This window comes from Micromonospora andamanensis (genome assembly GCF_016863495.1).
Classification (GTDB): domain Bacteria; phylum Actinomycetota; class Actinomycetes; order Mycobacteriales; family Micromonosporaceae; genus Micromonospora; species Micromonospora andamanensis.
On the sequence record NZ_BOOZ01000011.1, the window covers coordinates 1 to 16,158 of the forward strand.

Genomic DNA, 16,158 nt, shown 5'->3' on the forward strand with positions numbered 1-16,158 from the left:
ATTTTTCCGCGCCGATGCGGCCCGTGGTGGCACACGTCGGCGAGTAGCCGGGACCGTAAATGGGAAGCCGCCGGGAGCGGCCAACCAATAGCATCGCGCGAATGACGGCACGTGCGGCGGAACGGTCGGCCGTCGACCCGCTGTGGCGGAACCGCAACTTCACCGTGTTCTGGGGTGCGCAGTTCCTCTCCGTGGTCGGTGACGGGTTCGCCGCCCTGGCGGTACCACTGCTGGTGCTTCAGCTGACCGGCTCGGTGGCTCTGATGGGCCTGCTCACCGCGATCGCCGGGGTGGCCTCGGTGGTCACCGCGATCTTCGCTGGCGTGTTTGTCGACCGGACAGACCGCAGACGACTGCTGATCGGCGTCGACCTCGTCCGAGCCGCACTCTTCACTGCCATTCCGGTGGCCTGGCTGTGGGGACCCCAACTGTGGCTGCTCTACCTAGTGCTCCCGGCGAGCGCGGCGGTCGGCATGGTGTTCCGGGTGGCGTACGTGGCGGCGGTCCCCGGGCTCGTCGACGTCGAGCGGATCACCGAGGCGAACGGGAAACTCTCGGCGAGCTACGCGGTAGCCGGCATCGGCGGACCACTGCTGGCCGGACTGGTCGTCGCCGGGTTCGGCCACTCGACAGCAATAGCGGTGAACGCGGCGAGCTTTGCCGTGGCGGCCGCCGGACTCAGCTTCGTACGCTTGCGGCAGGACGGGCCGTCGCGGACCGCGATCTCGTTCGCTGGCCTGCGTGACGAGCTGCTGGAGGGGGCGCGTTTCCTCTGGCGGCATCCGGTGCTGCGCGCCCTCACCCTGCTGCTGTCGGCGTTCAGCCCTGGCGGCGGGCTACCTCGGCGCGGTGGCGGTCGCGGCCATCTGCTCGCTCTCGCTGCGCCAGGAGGTCACCCCGAACCGACTGCTCGGTCGGGTCACCTCGGTGTTCTGGGCGACCCACTACGCCCTCGGCCCGGTCGGCGCCGCCGCCGTCACCTGGGGTGCGGAGGCGTACGGCGTACCGCTGGTGTGTGTTCTCGCCGGCGGAGGATGTGTGCTGGTGGCCCTGGCGGGATTGACCACGCCGGTGCGGCACCCGGGCCCCGGTTGACGGACCCGGGGCCGGCGGCCGGGGCGGTCAGTCGCGGGTCTGTACGCTCTCCCGGATCTGCCGCAGCAGGCCTGCCGATTCGTCGACCGATCGGGCGGGGAACATGGCCAGCACCACGCTGCCGTGGTCGGCCCAGCCGCATACCGCGAAATCGCCACCCTCGCCGCTGGTGCTGCCGCATTTCATCACGCCACCCAACTCACCTGGTGACACACCGCGAAGGCCGGTCACGGCCGCGGTCTCGTCGGCCATCAGCTCGAACAGACTTTCCAGGTCCCGCTCGGGCTGCCAGAGCAGGGTCGTCCCACCGAAGATCAGTACCGATTGTCGGGCGTCGGCCGGGTCCTGGTAGACGGCGCCGAAGCTGGTGTCGAGCTGGATGTCGGCAGCGAGGCCACTACGCAGGTAGTCGGCCGTGCTGGCCGCCCCGGTCGCTGGTGTCCAGACGAAGTCCGGCGATCTGGTCGGGTGTGGTGATCCGGGCGTCCTTCTGCTGCACGATCCGCCAGCCCCAGGTGCCGAGTGCGCCGACCCCCACCAGTGCGACGACCGCGAGCAGCACCACGGCCAGGCGTCGCCGCCGGGACCGCACGTCACGCTGTTCGGTGCCGTCGGTCGGCTCGCGATCGCCCAGCTCGATCGGCTCATCGGTCAGTTCGACCGGCGGAGCGCCCTCGGCGAGCTGGCGGGCACTGAGATGTGCGTCGGACATAGCCGACACCGTACGCGAACGACAGGTGGCGCACGTCGGGTCCGTCGAAGCGCTCCGTAGACTTTCAGGGTGACCGAGAGACTGGATGCCCGACGCCCCGACGCCCCGACCCTCGCCGGCCAGTATCAGCCGGGTGAGGTAGAGCAGCGACGGTACGAGCAGTGGGTAGCCGACGGTCGATTCCGGGCCGCCACGGACAGCGAGCGGCAGCCCTTCACCATCGTCATCCCGCCGCCGAACGTCACCGGCTCGCTGCACATGGGCCACGCGCTCGACCACACGGTGCAGGACGCGCTGGTGCGGCGGAAGCGGATGCAGGGCTTCGAGGCGCTCTGGCTGCCGGGCATGGACCACGCCGGCATCGCCACCCAGAACGTGGTCGAGCGGCAGCTCGCCGCGCAGGGGCTCTCCCGTCACGACCTGGGCCGGGAGAAGTTCGTCGAGCGGGTGTGGCAGTGGAAGGCGGAGTCCGGCGGAGCGATCCTCGGCCAGATGCGCCGGCTCGGCGATTCGGTCGACTGGGACCGCGAGCGCTTCACCATGGACGAGGGCCTGTCCCGCGCCGTGCAGACCATGTTCAAGAAGCTGTACGACGACGGCCTGATCTACCGGGCAAACCGGATCATCAACTGGTGTCCGCGCTGTCTCACCGCGCTGTCCGACATCGAGGTGGAGCACACTGACGACGACGGCGAGCTCGTCTCGATCCGGTACAGCGACGACGTGGTGGTGGCCACCACCCGGGCGGAGACGATGCTCGGCGACACGGCAGTCGCCGTGCACCCGGACGACGAGCGGTACCGCCACCTGATCGGAACCGAGGTCGAGCTGCCGTTGACCGGGCGGCGGATCCCGATCGTGGGCGACGCCCACGTCGATCCGTCCTTCGGCACCGGCATGGTGAAGGTGACCCCGGCGCACGACCCGAACGACTTCGAGATCGGGCAGCGGCACGACCTGCCCAGCCTGACGATCATGGACGAGCGGGGGGTCATCACCGCGCACGGACCGTTCGAGGGGCTGGACCGGTTCGAGGCCCGACCGGCGATCGTGGCCGCGCTGCGGGCCGAGGGACGCATCGTCGCGGAGAAGCGGCCGTACGTGCACGCCGTCGGCCACTGCTCCCGGTGCCGCACCACCGTGGAGCCCCGGCTGTCGCTGCAGTGGTTCGTCAACACCTCACCGCTGGCCAAGGCGGCCGGCGACGCGGTGCGTGACGGTCGAGTGCGCATCGAGCCGGCGGAACTGGCCAAGCGCTACTTCGCCTGGGTCGACAACATGCACGACTGGTGCATCTCCCGGCAGCTCTGGTGGGGCCACCGGATCCCGGTCTGGTACGGCCCGGCCGGCGAGGTGGTCTGCGTCGGGCCCGACGAGCAACCGCCTGCCAGCGAGGGCTGGCACCAGGACGAGGACGTGCTGGACACCTGGTTCTCCAGCGGCCTCTGGCCGTTCTCCACGCTCGGCTGGCCGGAGCAGACCCCGGACCTGGCGAAGTTCTATCCGACGAGTGTGCTGGTCACCGGGTACGACATCCTGTTCTTCTGGGTCGCCCGGATGATGATGTTCGGCCTGTACGCGATGGACGGCCGACAGCCGTTCGACGTGATCGCCCTGCACGGGATGGTCCGCGACGAGCACGGCAAGAAGATGTCCAAGTCGTTCGGCAACGTGGTCGACCCGCTGGACTGGATCGACAGGTACGGGGCCGACGCCACCCGTTTCACCCTGGCCCGGGGCGCCAACCCCGGTGGCGACGTGCCGGTCAGCGAGGAGTGGTGCCAGGGCTCCCGTAACTTCTGCAACAAGCTCTGGAACGCCACCCGGTTCGCGCTGCTCAACGGTGCGCACACGGACGGCCCGATGCCGGACGCCGGTCAGTTGTCGACCGTCGACAGGTGGATCCTGTCCCGGCTGGCCCATGTCACCGCCGAGGTCGACGAGCAGTTCGAGGCGTACGAGTTCGCCAAGGTCTGCGACCTGCTGTACCACTTCGCCTGGGACGACGTCTGCGACTGGTACGTGGAGCTGAGCAAGCCCGTGCTGGCCGCCGGCGGTGAACCGGCCGAGGTCAGCCGTCGGGTCCTCGGTCACGTGCTGGACCAGCTGCTGCGACTGCTGCACCCGGTGATCCCGTTCGTCACGGAGGAGCTGTGGACGGCGTTGACCGGTGGGGAGACGGTCCTGACGGCGGCTTGGCCGATGGCTGACCGGGCGCTTGTCGACGACGCGGCCGAGACGGAGGTGGCCACCCTCCAGCGGGTGGTGACCGAGGTCCGCCGGTTCCGTTCGGACCAGGGCCTACGTCCGACCCAGCGGGTCGCGGCCCGGTTGGACGGGTTGTCCGCTGCCGGTGTGTCAGCGCACGAACCGTTGATCCGGTCGCTGGCGCGGCTGGACCCGGCCGGCGACGACTTCCAAGCCAGTGCGACGTTGGCCATGCCGGGCGAGGTAAGTGTCGCGTTGGACACCCGGGGCTCGATCGACGTCGCAGCCGAGCGCGCCCGGCTGACCAAGGACCGCGCGGCGGCGGAGAAGGAGGCGGGGCAGGCCCGGGCGAAGCTGGGCAACCCGGCGTTCGTCGGTAAGGCCCCCGACCATGTCGTTTCCAAGATCCGCGAACGGCTGGCGGTCGCCGAGGCCGACCTGGCCCGCATCGATGCCGCCCTGGAGGCGCTTTCCTCGTGACCGACCCTGTCGACCGCACCGATGACGTCCGTGCCGAACGGACGGGTGCGGAACTCAGCGAACTGACCGACCGTCCCCGTACCGGTGATCGGGTGGGCGCGGACCGCCGGGAGCGGACCAGCCGGGCCGAGCGTGCCGCCTTCGCGGAGGTGGAGGCCGAGCTGGCCGCGCGCGGCTTCACCCGGATGGTCTTCGAACTGGACCGCATCTCGTCCCTGCTGGACCTGCTGGGTAGCCCGCAGCGGGCGTACCCGTCGATCCATCTGACCGGGACCAACGGCAAGACCTCCACGGCCCGGATGATCGACTCGCTGCTGCGGGCCTTCGGGCTGCACACCGGGCGGTACACCAGCCCGCATCTGGAGACGGTGCGGGAGCGGATCAGCCTCGACGGCGAGCCGGTGGACGAGGCCCGGTTCACCGCCGTCTACCAGGAGGTGAAGCCGCTGGCCGAGCTGGTCGACGACCGTTCGGCCGAGCCGCTCACCTACTTCGACATGACCACGGCCCTGGCCTTCGCCACCTTCGCCGACGCCCCGGTCGACGTGGCAGTGGTCGAGGTGGGTCTCGGTGGTGCCGAGGACGCCACGAACGTCATCCAGGCGGGGGTGTGCGTGCTGACCCCGATCGGGCTCGACCACACCGAGTGGCTCGGTGACACGCTCCAGGACATCGCGGTCGCCAAGGCCGGCATCATCCACCCGGGCGCGACGGTGATCGCCGCCGCCCAGGAGGAGGAGGCCGCCCGGCCGATCCTGCAACGCTGCGCGGAGGTGGGCGCGACAGTCGCCCGGGAGGGCTCGGAGTTCGGCGTCCTGCGCCGGGCTGTCGCGGTCGGCGGTCAGGTGCTCACCCTGCAGGGGCTGGGCGGGGTGTACGAAGAGGTCTTCGTCCCGCTGCACGGTGCCCACCAGGCACAGAACGCGGCGGTGGCGCTGGCCGCCGTCGAGGCGTTCCTGGGCGCGGGTGCCCGTCGACAGCTTGACGTGGAGGCGGTGCGGGAAGGCTTCGCCGCCGCCAGCTCCCCGGGACGGCTGGAGCGGGTACGCACCGCGCCGACGATCCTGCTCGACGGGGCGCACAATCCGCAGGGCATGGCGGCCACCGTCACCGCGCTGCAGGAGGAGTTCGCGTTCAGCAAGTTGGTCGCGGTGCTGGGAACGCTCGCCGACAAGGACGCCGCCAGCATGTTGGAACTGCTGGAGCCGGTGGTCGACCAGCTGGTGGTGACCCGCAACAGCTCACCGCGTGCCCTGCCGGCCAAGGAGCTGGCCGCGCTGGCCGCGGAGGTGTTCGGTCCGGACCGGGTCGAAATGGCCGAGGACATGCCGGACGCCATCGAGGCGGCGGTGGCGCTCGCCGAGGAGGACGTGCCGGGCGAACTGTCCGGCGTCGGGGTGCTCATCACCGGGTCCGTGGTGACCGTGGCCGACGCGCGTCGGCTGCTGAAGCGATGACCGGGGACGGCGACGGTCAGCCGCGCCGGTCCGGGCTGCGCGATCCGCAGCGGGCGGTACGTGGCCTCGGTGCGGCTGCCCTCGCCCTGGAGGCGCTGGTGCTGCTGCTGGCGATCCAGCCGATCCGGGCGGTAGACGGTGATCTCGGTGGTGCGGTCATCGCGGTGGTCGTGGCGCTGGCCGTGGTCGCCACCGTGCTCGCCGGCATGATGCGCCGGCCGTGGGCCTGGCACGCCGGCACGGTGCTGCAGGGACTGCTGCTGTTGGCCGGCCTGCTGCACTGGTCGCTGTTCGTGCTGGGCGTGATGTTCGCGCTGGTGTGGGCGTACGCGCTGCACGTGCGCCGCGTCATCCTCGGCTGAGAGCGGCCGCGGAGGTGCGTCAGGCTACCGGCTGCCCCGGGGCCTCGTCACGCCTCGGCGAGTTCCCGCCACTGGGTGAGCGCGATGCCGTGCCCGTCGGGGTCGCGGAACGCCGCCGCCCACACCTCCAGCTTGCTGCCGCGGTTGACCACCCGGGGCGGGTAGGTGAAGCGGACTCCGGAGTCGCGCAGCCGCTCGTACGCCGACTGGATGTCGTCCACGTCGAGGTTCACGTGGACCAGTCGGCGGCTGATCGGCTGGGCTCCGGTCATCTCGCGGAGCACCAGGCGGGTCGTCCCGGAGGAGAGCACGGCGTTGGCGGCACCTCGGTCAATCTCGGTGAAGCCGAGCCGGTCCCGGTAGAACTCCAGGGAACGGGACAACTCGGTCACCAGCAGGGTGATGCCCACCCCGCTGATCGGGGCCGCCGGGTCGGCGGCGTCCGGATCGAACCCGAAGATCGCCTCGTCCAGTTCCCCCGCGTCGACCGTCTCCGCCCGGGCGGTGGTAGCTGGTTCGCCGCTCGTCGTCGCGCGGTCGGCGGTGGTCGTACGGCCCGGTTCCGGGTCGTCGAGCGGCAGGTCGAGCGGGTCGAGGGGATCCATCGGGTCGGTCAGCCCCGTGGTCGGAGCGGTAGGCGGCGGCGCCTGTCGCCCGGTGGTTGCCGGGTCGGCAGGCAGGTCGGCGGGTGCGTCTCCGGCGGGGGTCGCCGCCGTGGCGAGCCATTCCTCGGCCGGCTGCTGCTCGGCGAACCGCTCCTCGGCCGGCATCCGGGGGGCGGGTGTGGCTCGGCGGGGGAGCTGGTGCTCGTCGGAGCGTTCCACCACGGTCCCCTCAAGCACTACCGGCTCACCGGGGCGCTGGCGTACCCGCACCGTCTCGTGGTGCTCCACGGGCTCGGCCACGACGTCGTGCGGCCGGCTGTCCGACGGACCGCCGCGTGGACTGTCGGACGGGTCGCCCAGAGGGTCGTGGAAGTCGTCCTCCGGTGCCCGGCCGGCCCAAGGTGGTGCCTGCTGCCCGATCAGCACCTCGTCCGGTGGCACCGTGGCGAACTCGGGGGGCAGGTCGGCGGTACTGCCGGCCTCGGTGTGCGTGAGCACCTCGTCCCAGAGCACCCGTACGTGTCGAGGGTCGTCCAAGGCAACCCGGATCGGCAGGGTCTGCCCCAGTGACGGCCACTTCGACACCGGGACCCGCGGCTCGATGATCTTCTTCGAGCGGGGTGGCAACCCGGGAGCGTCGATCACCAGTTGAAGTTCGCAGCGACCGAAGGCGTACTGGGTCGGGGGTTCGGACGCGCTGTGCACGTGGCCGGCGCCGACCACCCAGGTGCGGCCGCCGCCCCGCACGGTGGCCAGCGCGATCGCCAGGGCGAGCAGGGCGGCACCGAGCGCGACAATGGCCCAGCTGGTCATGCCCAGGCCGAAGAGGACCACGAAGGTGGCCACGGTGCCCAGCACCGCAGCGATCAACTTGCGTACCGGTGCGATGGGTCGGTTGCCGCCACCATTCGCCACAGTGGACCTCCCGGGGGTCAGGGCCAGGCTAGGCCGGATCGGGGGCCGGGGGAAGGCCGGCCACCGCGCCGGCGCCGGGACCGGGTCGCTAGGCTGACCGTACCCAGCCCGACCGGCTTCCGCTCTGAGGAGGAACCCAGCGTGTCCAGCAGCAGCCCGGACGAGCGTACGCTCGTCCTGATCAAGCCCGACGCGGTCCGCCGAGGGCTGGTGGGCGAGATCATCTCCCGGTTCGAGCGCAAGGGGCTGCGCATCGACGCGATGGTGTCCCGGACGATGGACGCCGCGCTGGCCGACGAGCACTACGCCGAGCACGTCGACAAGCCGTTCTATCCGCCGCTGAAGGCGTTCATGACAGCTGGTCCGCTTGTCGCGCTCGTGCTCTCCGGCGACGCGGTCATCGAGGTGGTGCGTGGGCTGATCGGTGCCACCGACGGGCGTAAGGCCGCCGCCGGCACCATCCGGGGCGACCTCTCCCTGTCCAACCGGGAGAACCTGGTGCACGCCTCCGACTCGGCTGACAGCGCCAAGCGCGAGCTGGCGCTCTGGTTCCCCGAGCTGGGCTGAGCCCGGCCCGCTCGACTCAGTTCGCCCAGGGCAGCTTGTCCGGGTTGGCCACCAGGAAGATGTCGGTGATCCGACCGGCGGCCGTGCCGAGCGTCACCGCGTACGCGTCACCGGCCGCTGTGGTGATCACGGCGGCCGGCTGGCCGTTGAGTTCCGTCCGCCGCACGGTGAGCAGCCAGCCCTTCTCCCGGACGCCAAGCAGGAACCGAACGACCCGGTCTGCGCCGGTGATCGGGTTGCGGGCAGCGCGCACCCGGCCCCCGCCGTCGCTCCACGCGGTCGCGTCCGCGGCGACCAGGTCGGTGAGCGTGGCCAGGTCGCCCTCGGTGGCGGCGGCGATGAACGCCTCCAGCAGCCGCTCCTGCTCGGCGCGGTCGGCGGTGAAGCGGCGCTTGTCGCGCCCGATCCGGACGCTGGCCCGGTGGTGCAACTGGCGGCAGTCCTCGGCGGAGCGGTCCAGCAACTCGGCGATCTCGGCGTAGGGCAGCTCGAAGGCGGTGTGCAGCACGTAGACGGCGCGCTCCGGCGGGGTGAGCCGTTCCAGCAGGTGCAGCAGCGCGGTGGAGAGGGAGTCGCGCAGTTCGGCCCGCTCCAACGGCCCGAACGGTGACGGCGCGGTCGGCACCGGCTCCGGTAGCCACGACCCGACGTACGTCTCGCGGGTGGCCTGCCGGGCCCGCAGTCGGTCCATCGACAGGTGGGTCACCACCCGGGACAGGTAGCGACGCGGCTCGCTCACCTCCGCGCGGTCGACCCGTAACCAGCGCAGGTACGCCTCCTGGAGGACATCTTCGGCGTCGTGTCGGCTACCCAGCAGACGGTAGGCCAGCCCGAGCAGCATCGGCCGGTGCGCGTCGAGCGCACCGGCCGCCTCCGCCGCGTCGACCGGGCTCACACGTCCGTCGGCAACTCGGTGCGGAAGGTCACCGCGATCCGGTTCCACACGTTGATTGTGGCAATTGCCAGAACCAGGTCGGCGAGGGCCTTCTCCGACCACACCTTCGACGCGGCGTCCCAGACGTCGTCGGGCACCCCGTGCTCACCCAGCTTGGTGACCGCGTCGGTCAACGCGAGCGCGGCGCGTTCCCGCTCGTCGAAGAAGGGCGCCTCCCGCCAGGCGGCCACCGCGAACAGTCGCCGGCTCGACTCGCCGGCGCCGAGGGCTTCCCGGCTGTGCATGTCGACGCAGTACGTGCAGCCGTTCAACATCGATGCGCGAAGTTTCACCAGTTCCAGCACGGTGTGGTCGACGTTGGCCCGGACGTACTTTTCCAGACCCAGCACGGCCCCGAAGGCCTCCGGCGCCACCTCGGCCACGTTGATCCGTTGCATGACAACCTCCCGATAGTTCGGTCCGACACCACCTAGACGGATCGCCGGACCCCCCGCGTGACCACCCGGCCATGTGACCCCGCTCATGCACCGTCCGCAACGCACCGCCGCACCTCGGACGATCATGAAGTTGTAGCCGCGACTGGGTGACAAACAACTTCATGATCGGCGGGAGTTGGGGTGGGGGTTATTGGGGGGGAGGGGTGGGAGGCGGGGTGGGTATCATGGGTGGGCGATGATCCGGCCATCACCGGGGAGCTTCCGGAAGAACGGCCGGGTGACCGGCTCAGTAGAACCGGACGGGGCGGCCCGTCACAGCCGGCAACGAGCGGGCGGTTGATCCTGACCGTCAAGCGGGGTGGTACCGCGGGCCCCGGGACGCCTGTCACGGCGTACCGGTAAAGGGCTTCGTCCTCGCAGACCCACGACAGTGAGCGTCAGCGAGGAGCGACAGGCGATGGTCTATCCGTTGCATGACCCGACCGCCGGCGGCGTACCGGCGAGCCCGGACCTGCCCGCGGTCGAGCGCGGGGTGCTGGAGCACTGGACGGCCGACAGGACCTTCGAGGCGTCCGTGGACGCCCGCGCGGCCGGCGACCAGGGGAAGAACGAGTACGTCTTCTACGACGGCCCGCCGTTCGCCAACGGCCTGCCCCACTACGGGCACCTGTTCACCGGATACGTCAAGGACGTGGTGCCGCGCTACCAGACCATGCGTGGTCGGCGGGTGGAGCGGCGCTTCGGCTGGGACTGCCACGGCCTGCCCGCCGAGGTGGTCGCCGAGAAGCAGCTCGGCATCACCAGCAAGGCGGAGATCCTCGACCTGGGGGTGGCCCGGTTCAACGAGGCGTGCCGTGCCTCGGTGCTGGAGTTCACCCAGGACTGGGAACGCTACGTCACCCGGCAGGCGCGCTGGGTCGACTTCGCCAACGACTACAAGACCCTCGACCTGGACTACATGGAAAGCGTCATGTGGGCCTTCAAGACCCTGCACGACAAGGGTCTGGTCTACGAGGGCTTCCGGGTGCTGGCGTACTGCTGGCGGTGCGAGACGCCGCTGTCGAACACCGAGACGCGGATGGACGACGTCTACCGCGACCGGCACGACCCGACGTTGACCGTGTGGTTCGAGCTGACGCCGGACGAGTCCGCGTCGGAGCTGGTCCGAGGGCCGGTGCGGCTGGGTGTCTGGACCACCACGCCGTGGACCCTGCCGTCGAACCTGGCGCTCGCCGTCGGCCCGGACATCGAGTACGCGGTGCTGGAACGCGACGGCGACCGCCACCTCGTCGGTGCCGCCCGGCTCGGGGCGTACGCCAAGGAACTCGAGGGGTACCAGCAGGTCGGCACGGTGCGGGGCGCGGACCTGGTGGGGCGGCGGTACACGCCGCTCTTCGACTTCCTGGTCGAGCAGGCCGGGCCGAACGCCTACCAGGTGCTCGGTGCGGAGTTCGTGACCACCGAGGACGGCACCGGGATCGTGCACCTGGCGCCCGCCTTCGGTGAGGACGACCAGAACGTCTGCAACGCGGCCGGTATCCCGACGATCGTCACGGTCGACGACCACACCCGGTTTACCGCGCTGGTGCCGCCCTTCGAGGGCGAGCAGGTCTTCGACGTCAACAAGCCGGTGATCCGTCAGCTCAAGGAGCGGGGGGTGGTGCTCAAGCAGGACACCTACACCCACTCGTACCCGCACTGCTGGCGCTGCGACACCCCGCTTGTCTACAAGGCGGTGTCGTCGTGGTTCGTCGCGGTGACGACGTTCAAGGACCGGATGGTCGAGCTGAACCAGCAGATCAACTGGACGCCGGGCCACATCAAGGACGGCTCGTTCGGCAAGTGGCTGGCCAACGCCCGGGACTGGTCGATCAGCCGCAACCGGTTCTGGGGTTCGCCGATCCCGGTGTGGAAGTCCGACGACCCCAACTACCCGAGGGTCGACGTGTACGGGTCGCTGGCGGAGATCGAACGCGACTTCGGCGTACGCCTGACCGACCTGCACCGGCCGGCGGTGGACGAGCTGGTCCGGCCCAACCCGGACGATCCGACCGGCAGGTCGATGATGCGTCGGGTGTCCGAGGTGCTGGACTGCTGGTTCGAGTCCGGCTCGATGCCGTTCGCCCAGGTGCACTACCCGTTCGAGAACGCCGACTGGTTCGAGCACCACTACCCGGGTGACTTCATCGTCGAGTACATCGGCCAGACCCGGGGCTGGTTCTACACCATGCACGTGCTGGCCACCGCGCTGTTCGACAGGCCGGCGTTCCGCAACTGCCTCAGCCACGGCATCCTGCTCGGCTCCGACGGGCGCAAGATGTCCAAGAGCCTGCGCAACTATCCGGACGTCTACCACGTCTTCGACTCGTACGGTTCGGACGCGATGCGGTGGATGCTGATGTCGTCGCCGGTGCTGCGGGGCGGGGACATGCCGGTCACCGAGTCGAGCGTGCGCGACGCCGTCCGGCAGGTGCTGCTGCCGCTGTGGAACGTCTGGTACTTCTTCTCGCTCTACGCCAACGCCGACGGGCACACCGCACGGCGGCGGGTGGACAGCACGCACCTGCTCGACAGGTACGTGCTGGCGAAGACGAACGAGCTGGTGTCGACGGTCGGCGCGCAGATGGACGCGTACGACATCTCGGGTGCCTGCGCCACCGTCCGGTCCTACCTGGACGCGTTGACCAACTGGTACGTGCGTCGTTCCCGGGATCGTTTCTGGACCGGCGACGCGGACGCGTTCGACACGCTGTGGACCGTGCTGGAGACGCTCTGTCGGGTGGTGGCGCCGCTGGCGCCGCTGACCGCGGAGGAGATCTGGCGTGGGCTGACCGGTGAGCGGTCGGTGCACCTGACCGACTGGCCGCAGGCCGAGGAGTTCCCGGCCGACCACGAGCTGGTGGCCGCGATGGACGCGGTGCGTGCGGTGGCCTCCGCGACGCTGTCGCTGCGTAAGGCCAAGGGGCTGCGGGTGCGGCTGCCGCTGGCGAAGCTGACCGTGGCCAGCCCGGCGGCCGGGCAGTTGCGGCCCTTCGCCGACCTGGTTGCCGACGAGGTGAACGTCAAGGAGGTCGTCTTCACCGACCAGGTGTCGGCGTACTGCCAGCAGGTGTTGACAGTGGTGCCGCGGGCGCTCGGCCCCCGGGTCGGCAAGCAGGTGCAGCAGGTGATCAAGGCGGTCAAGTCGGGGGAGTGGGAGCTTGTCGACGGCGCTCCGGTGGCCGCCGGAGTCACCCTCGCCGAGGGCGAGTTCGAGCTGCGCCTGGTCGCCGCCGACGCCGAGCACTCGGCTCCGCTGCCCGGTGGCGAGGGGGTGGTGGTGCTGGACACCGAGGTCACCGCCGAACTCGCCGCGGAGGGGTTGGCCCGGGACTTCGTCCGGGTGGTGCAGCAGGCGCGCCGGGACGCCGACCTCGACGTGTCCGACCGGATCGTGGTGACGGCGTCGGGCTCCGACGAGGTCCGGGCGGCGGTGGCCGGGTACCGCGACTTCGTGGCCCGGGAGGTGCTTGCCGACAGCGTCGACTTCGCCGAGGGGATCGACGGCTTCGCCGGTGAGGTCGGCGAGGGTATCCCCGTCACCGTGGTCGTTCGTCGCGTCTGAGTTGCCCGGAGGGGCCCTTTCCGAGCGGAGGGGCCCCCTTCCCGGTAACCCGTACCCAGCGAGCGGACCAGCCCGACCTCACGCATGCTGTGGTGGGGCGGTCCGCTACGGTGACACCGCCTCTTACCTCACTCGATCCGCCGGAGGACCAGTGCCGCTGCTCTACACCATCGGCAAGCTCACCGTGGGGCCCGCGATGCGGCTGGCGTTCCGTCCGACAGTGGAGGGGCTGGAGCACATCCCGGACCGGGGCGGAGCGATCTTCGCCGGTAACCACCTGTCGGTGGCCGACGAACTGTTCCTCGGCACCGTGGTGCCCCGGCACCTGGCGTTCTGGGCCAAGTCCGAGTACTTCACGGGCACCGGCGTCAAGGGGCGCTTCTCCAAGTTCGTGCTCACCGGTCTCGGCGCGATCCCGGTGGAGCGGGCCGGTGGCCGCGCCGCGCTTGCCGCGTTCGACGCCGCGATCCCGGCACTCAAGGGCGGTGACCTGGTGGTCGTCTATCCGGAGGGCACCCGCTCGCCGGACGGGCGGCTGTACCGGGGGCGCACCGGGGCGGTCCGGCTGGCCATCGCGGCAGGCGTTCCGATCATCCCGGTGGGCATGATCGGCACCGAGAAGGTGCAGCCGATCGGTGCGCGGGTGCCGCGCCCCTTCACCGGAAAGATCACCGTCAAGTTCGGCAAGCCGCTTGATTACACCGGCCGGCCGGACGACCGGCTGTCGCTGCGGCAGATGACCGACGAGATGATGGGTGAGATCCAGAAGCTCACCGGCCAGGAGTACGTGCCGCGCTACGCCCCACCGCGGGCCCATCCGCCGGTCACCGGAGAGACCGACGCCGGCTGAGCCGACGGTGGCCGGGCCGCGTCATGTCTGTTGACGGGCGGCCCGGCGGCCCCGATCAACCCTCGGTGGTGACGATCTGGTCCCGTAGGGTGCCCAGCAACCGGGAGCTGTCGTCCACGGAGAGCCCGGTGAAGACACCTGTGGTGATGCTGCCGTGGTCGACTGAGGTGCACACCACCGCGCCGACACCGTCGGTACGACCCACGGCGCAACGCTCGTGGCGACCCCGGACACCGGTCTCCATCACCTGCGCGTCGCCGAGTGCGTACTGGTCTTTGAGGCGCTCGATCTCGGCGTCGGCGTCCGCCGACGGGGTGAACCGGAAGCCGGTGCCGCCGAAGACGGTCACCCGCTTGCCGTTGCTCGTGTGGTAGATCCCGGCGAAGGTGCCGTCGGCCAGCCAGTGCGCCTCGCGCATCTGGGTCTCCAACTGCCGGGCGTCGCGGGTGCTCCGAGGGTCCTCGCGCAGCCTGAGGTCGGCCACCTGCTGGGGCACCGTGGCGTTCGCCGGGTACTGGCTGGCCATCGGGACGCCGTAGTAGGCGGGGCAGCCACAGCAGCAGGCCAGGGTCAGCAGCAGCAACCACGGCCAACGGCGACGCTTGCGGGGCGGCTTCGGGAGGTGGCCCTGGGCTGGCGGCCAACCCGGTGCGGGCGCGGCCGGTCCGGCCTTGGCCTTCTTCCTGCCCCGCCGACCACGCGGCGGCGGTGACGCCGGTGGGCCGGCCGGAAGGGGTGGGTAGGGCCCTGGCTGTTGTGGCTGCTGCTGCGGCCCGACCCCGGGTGGGAGCTGGTGCTGCGGCGCGGGCGGGGGCTGGTGTCGCGGCGCGGGCGGGGGCTGCGGAACCGGCGAGACCGGTGCCGGGGGGCCGGAGTACGGCCGGGTCGGTGGTGGGCTCGGGTAGGACAGCGTCGGCGGCAGGGCGGGAAAATCGGTCGAGGGAAGATCCCAGCCGCTCGTGTCGACGCCGGCCCACGGATCGACAGGCGTCTGGTGCTCCGGCTGCGGCACCGGCGACACCGGGGGTGCCGGCGGCGGGGTGGGTTCGGCCGACTCGCCCCAGCCACGTCGGCGCGGTGCTGCCGGCGGTACCGGTGCCGAGCCGCTCCAGCGCGGGGTGACCGCCTCCGGCGCGGCCTCGGACAGCACGCGGGTGCCCTGCGGGCCGACAGGCGGTTCCGGCGGGACGGAGGGCTGCCCGTCGTCCGGGTCGGCGTCGGCGGGCCTGTCGACCCGGGTGGGTGTCGCCACGTCGGCGGGCGAACCCGCCTCGGTGGGTGCCACGTCGGCAGGCTGGGTGTCGGCCTGCTTGGTCTCGTCCGAGCTGGCCGACTGGTCGTCGACGGCTGCGGGGTCGGTGGGCAGTTCGTGGGTGACCGCCGGCTCCCCGTCCCGGTGTTCATCAGGACGGCTCCCGTCGACCGGCCGGTCGGCTCCCGGCTGCGGCTCCGGCATCGCGGCAATCTCCTCTCGCGCCGGTCCGAGGTTAGTACCGGTGTGCCACCGGCACCGACCCGGGATGAGGGGAGCGCCGAGGCAAGCTGGTCCGCTGACGCGCGTCGTTCACCGGCGGTGGCCGGATGGGCACCCTTAGTCTCGGCCTATGTCCGAGCCAGAGACGGCGTCAGGTATGCCGCCGATCAGTGAGACCGGCCGGATGACCGGATTCAGCGACGGGGTCTTCGCCATCGTGATCACCCTGTTGGTGATCGAACTCCAGGTTCCCGACCATGCGCCGGGAGAACTGCTCCACGCCCTGATCGAGCAGGCTCCGGCGTACCTCGCCTTCCTGCTCTCCTTCGGTTACGTCGGCGTGCTCTGGCTCAATCACCGCACTCTGCTACGCCTTGTCTGCGGAACCACTGTCGGCCTCAACTGGATCAATCTGTGACTGCTGCTCGGTGTGGTGATCATCCCGTTCCCGACCTCGGTGCTCGCGGACGCCTTCGCGCATCCCGGCACCGACCCGC

The 16,158-nt window shown here is 70.8% G+C and carries 12 protein-coding genes and 2 pseudogenes; 9 read left to right on the forward strand and 5 right to left on the reverse strand.

Translation table 11 applies throughout. The features are described from left to right. Positions 1–101: 101 nt before the first annotated feature. Positions 102–761, forward strand: a pseudogene (locus Van01_RS11265) (MFS transporter); the annotation flags it as partial. 88 nt (positions 762–849) lie between these two features. Next, entirely contained in the window at positions 850–1,095 is a 246-nt protein-coding gene (locus Van01_RS32970; protein WP_239099000.1) for a hypothetical protein, read from the forward strand. Positions 1,096–1,122: 27 nt separating this feature from the next. Here the strand turns inward: Van01_RS32970 and Van01_RS11270 are convergent. Then, a pseudogene (locus Van01_RS11270) lies at positions 1,123–1,807 on the reverse strand (hypothetical protein). A gap of 69 nt (positions 1,808–1,876) precedes the next feature. On the opposite strand from Van01_RS11270, the gene Van01_RS11275 reads away from it, so the two are divergent. The 3 genes from Van01_RS11275 to Van01_RS11285 all read left to right on the forward strand — a co-directional run bounded on the left by Van01_RS11275 (position 1,877) and on the right by Van01_RS11285 (position 6,314). Then, a complete protein-coding gene (locus Van01_RS11275; RefSeq protein WP_204005482.1) occupies positions 1,877–4,495 on the forward strand; it encodes a valine--tRNA ligase in 2,619 nt (872 codons plus the stop codon). Positions 4,496–4,680: 185 nt separating this feature from the next. Next, complete coding sequence (locus Van01_RS11280; protein WP_239099023.1) at positions 4,681–5,952, forward strand: bifunctional folylpolyglutamate synthase/dihydrofolate synthase; 1,272 nt, start codon at positions 4,681–4,683, stop codon at positions 5,950–5,952. Further along, positions 5,949–6,314, forward strand: coding sequence for a DUF4233 domain-containing protein (locus Van01_RS11285; protein WP_204005488.1), 366 nt, complete (start codon positions 5,949–5,951; stop codon positions 6,312–6,314). The genes Van01_RS11280 and Van01_RS11285 overlap by 4 nt, the downstream gene beginning before the upstream one ends. 47 nt (positions 6,315–6,361) lie before the next feature. Here Van01_RS11285 and Van01_RS11290 read toward each other — a convergent pair whose 3' ends face one another. Continuing rightward, positions 6,362–7,834 (reverse strand): VOC family protein, encoded by a 1,473-nt coding sequence (locus Van01_RS11290; protein WP_204005495.1) that lies wholly within the window; start codon positions 7,832–7,834, stop codon positions 6,362–6,364. 141 nt (positions 7,835–7,975) lie between these two features. Here Van01_RS11290 and ndk point away from each other — a divergent pair, with 141 nt between their 5' ends. Then, positions 7,976–8,401: a nucleoside-diphosphate kinase gene (ndk, locus tag Van01_RS11295; protein WP_204005497.1), complete on the forward strand. Its 426-nt coding sequence runs from the start codon at positions 7,976–7,978 to the stop codon at positions 8,399–8,401. Between the two features lie 16 nt (positions 8,402–8,417). Here the strand turns inward: ndk and sigJ are convergent, their stop codons facing one another. Then, positions 8,418–9,344, reverse strand: a complete 927-nt coding sequence (sigJ, locus tag Van01_RS11300; RefSeq protein ID WP_239099001.1) for an RNA polymerase sigma factor SigJ — start codon at positions 9,342–9,344, stop codon at positions 8,418–8,420. After that, positions 9,293–9,733: a carboxymuconolactone decarboxylase family protein gene (locus tag Van01_RS11305; protein WP_204005499.1), complete on the reverse strand. Its 441-nt coding sequence runs from the start codon at positions 9,731–9,733 to the stop codon at positions 9,293–9,295. Before Van01_RS11305 ends, sigJ begins: the two co-directional genes overlap by 52 nt. A 457-nt stretch (positions 9,734–10,190) precedes the next feature. On the opposite strand from Van01_RS11305, the gene ileS reads away from it, so the two are divergent. Both ileS and Van01_RS11315 read left to right on the forward strand, forming a co-directional pair. After that, positions 10,191–13,337 carry an isoleucine--tRNA ligase gene (gene ileS, locus Van01_RS11310; protein WP_204006126.1) on the forward strand — a complete coding sequence of 1,049 codons (3,147 nt, stop codon included), beginning with the start codon at positions 10,191–10,193 and terminating at the stop codon, positions 13,335–13,337. Positions 13,338–13,488: 151 nt separating this feature from the next. Next, positions 13,489–14,187, forward strand: a complete 699-nt coding sequence (locus tag Van01_RS11315; protein ID WP_204005502.1) for a lysophospholipid acyltransferase family protein — start codon at positions 13,489–13,491, stop codon at positions 14,185–14,187. 55 nt (positions 14,188–14,242) lie between these two features. Here the strand turns inward: Van01_RS11315 and Van01_RS32975 are convergent, their stop codons facing one another. After that, positions 14,243–15,643, reverse strand: a complete 1,401-nt coding sequence (locus tag Van01_RS32975; protein ID WP_239099002.1) for a hypothetical protein — start codon at positions 15,641–15,643, stop codon at positions 14,243–14,245. 148 nt (positions 15,644–15,791) lie between these two features. On the opposite strand from Van01_RS32975, the gene Van01_RS11325 reads away from it, so the two are divergent. Continuing rightward, complete coding sequence (locus Van01_RS11325) at positions 15,792–16,079, forward strand: TMEM175 family protein (RefSeq protein WP_204005504.1); 288 nt, start codon at positions 15,792–15,794, stop codon at positions 16,077–16,079. The last annotated feature ends 79 nt before the right edge of the window (positions 16,080–16,158 follow it).

Excerpts from the sequence above, each read along its gene's own strand:
- Van01_RS11280 (WP_239099023.1), top strand. The coding sequence starts at position 4,681 with ATGGTCTTCGAACTGGACCGCATCTCGTCCCTGCTGGACCTGCTGGGT.
- Van01_RS11285 (WP_204005488.1), top strand. The coding sequence starts at position 5,949 with ATGACCGGGGACGGCGACGGTCAGCCGCGCCGGTCCGGGCTGCGCGAT.
- Van01_RS11305 (WP_204005499.1), bottom strand. The coding sequence starts at position 9,733 with ATGCAACGGATCAACGTGGCCGAGGTGGCGCCGGAGGCCTTCGGGGCC.
- ileS (WP_204006126.1), top strand. The coding sequence starts at position 10,191 with ATGGTCTATCCGTTGCATGACCCGACCGCCGGCGGCGTACCGGCGAGC.
- Van01_RS32975 (WP_239099002.1), bottom strand. The coding sequence starts at position 15,643 with ATGCCGGAGCCGCAGCCGGGAGCCGACCGGCCGGTCGACGGGAGCCGT.
- Van01_RS11325 (WP_204005504.1), top strand. The coding sequence starts at position 15,792 with ATGTCCGAGCCAGAGACGGCGTCAGGTATGCCGCCGATCAGTGAGACC.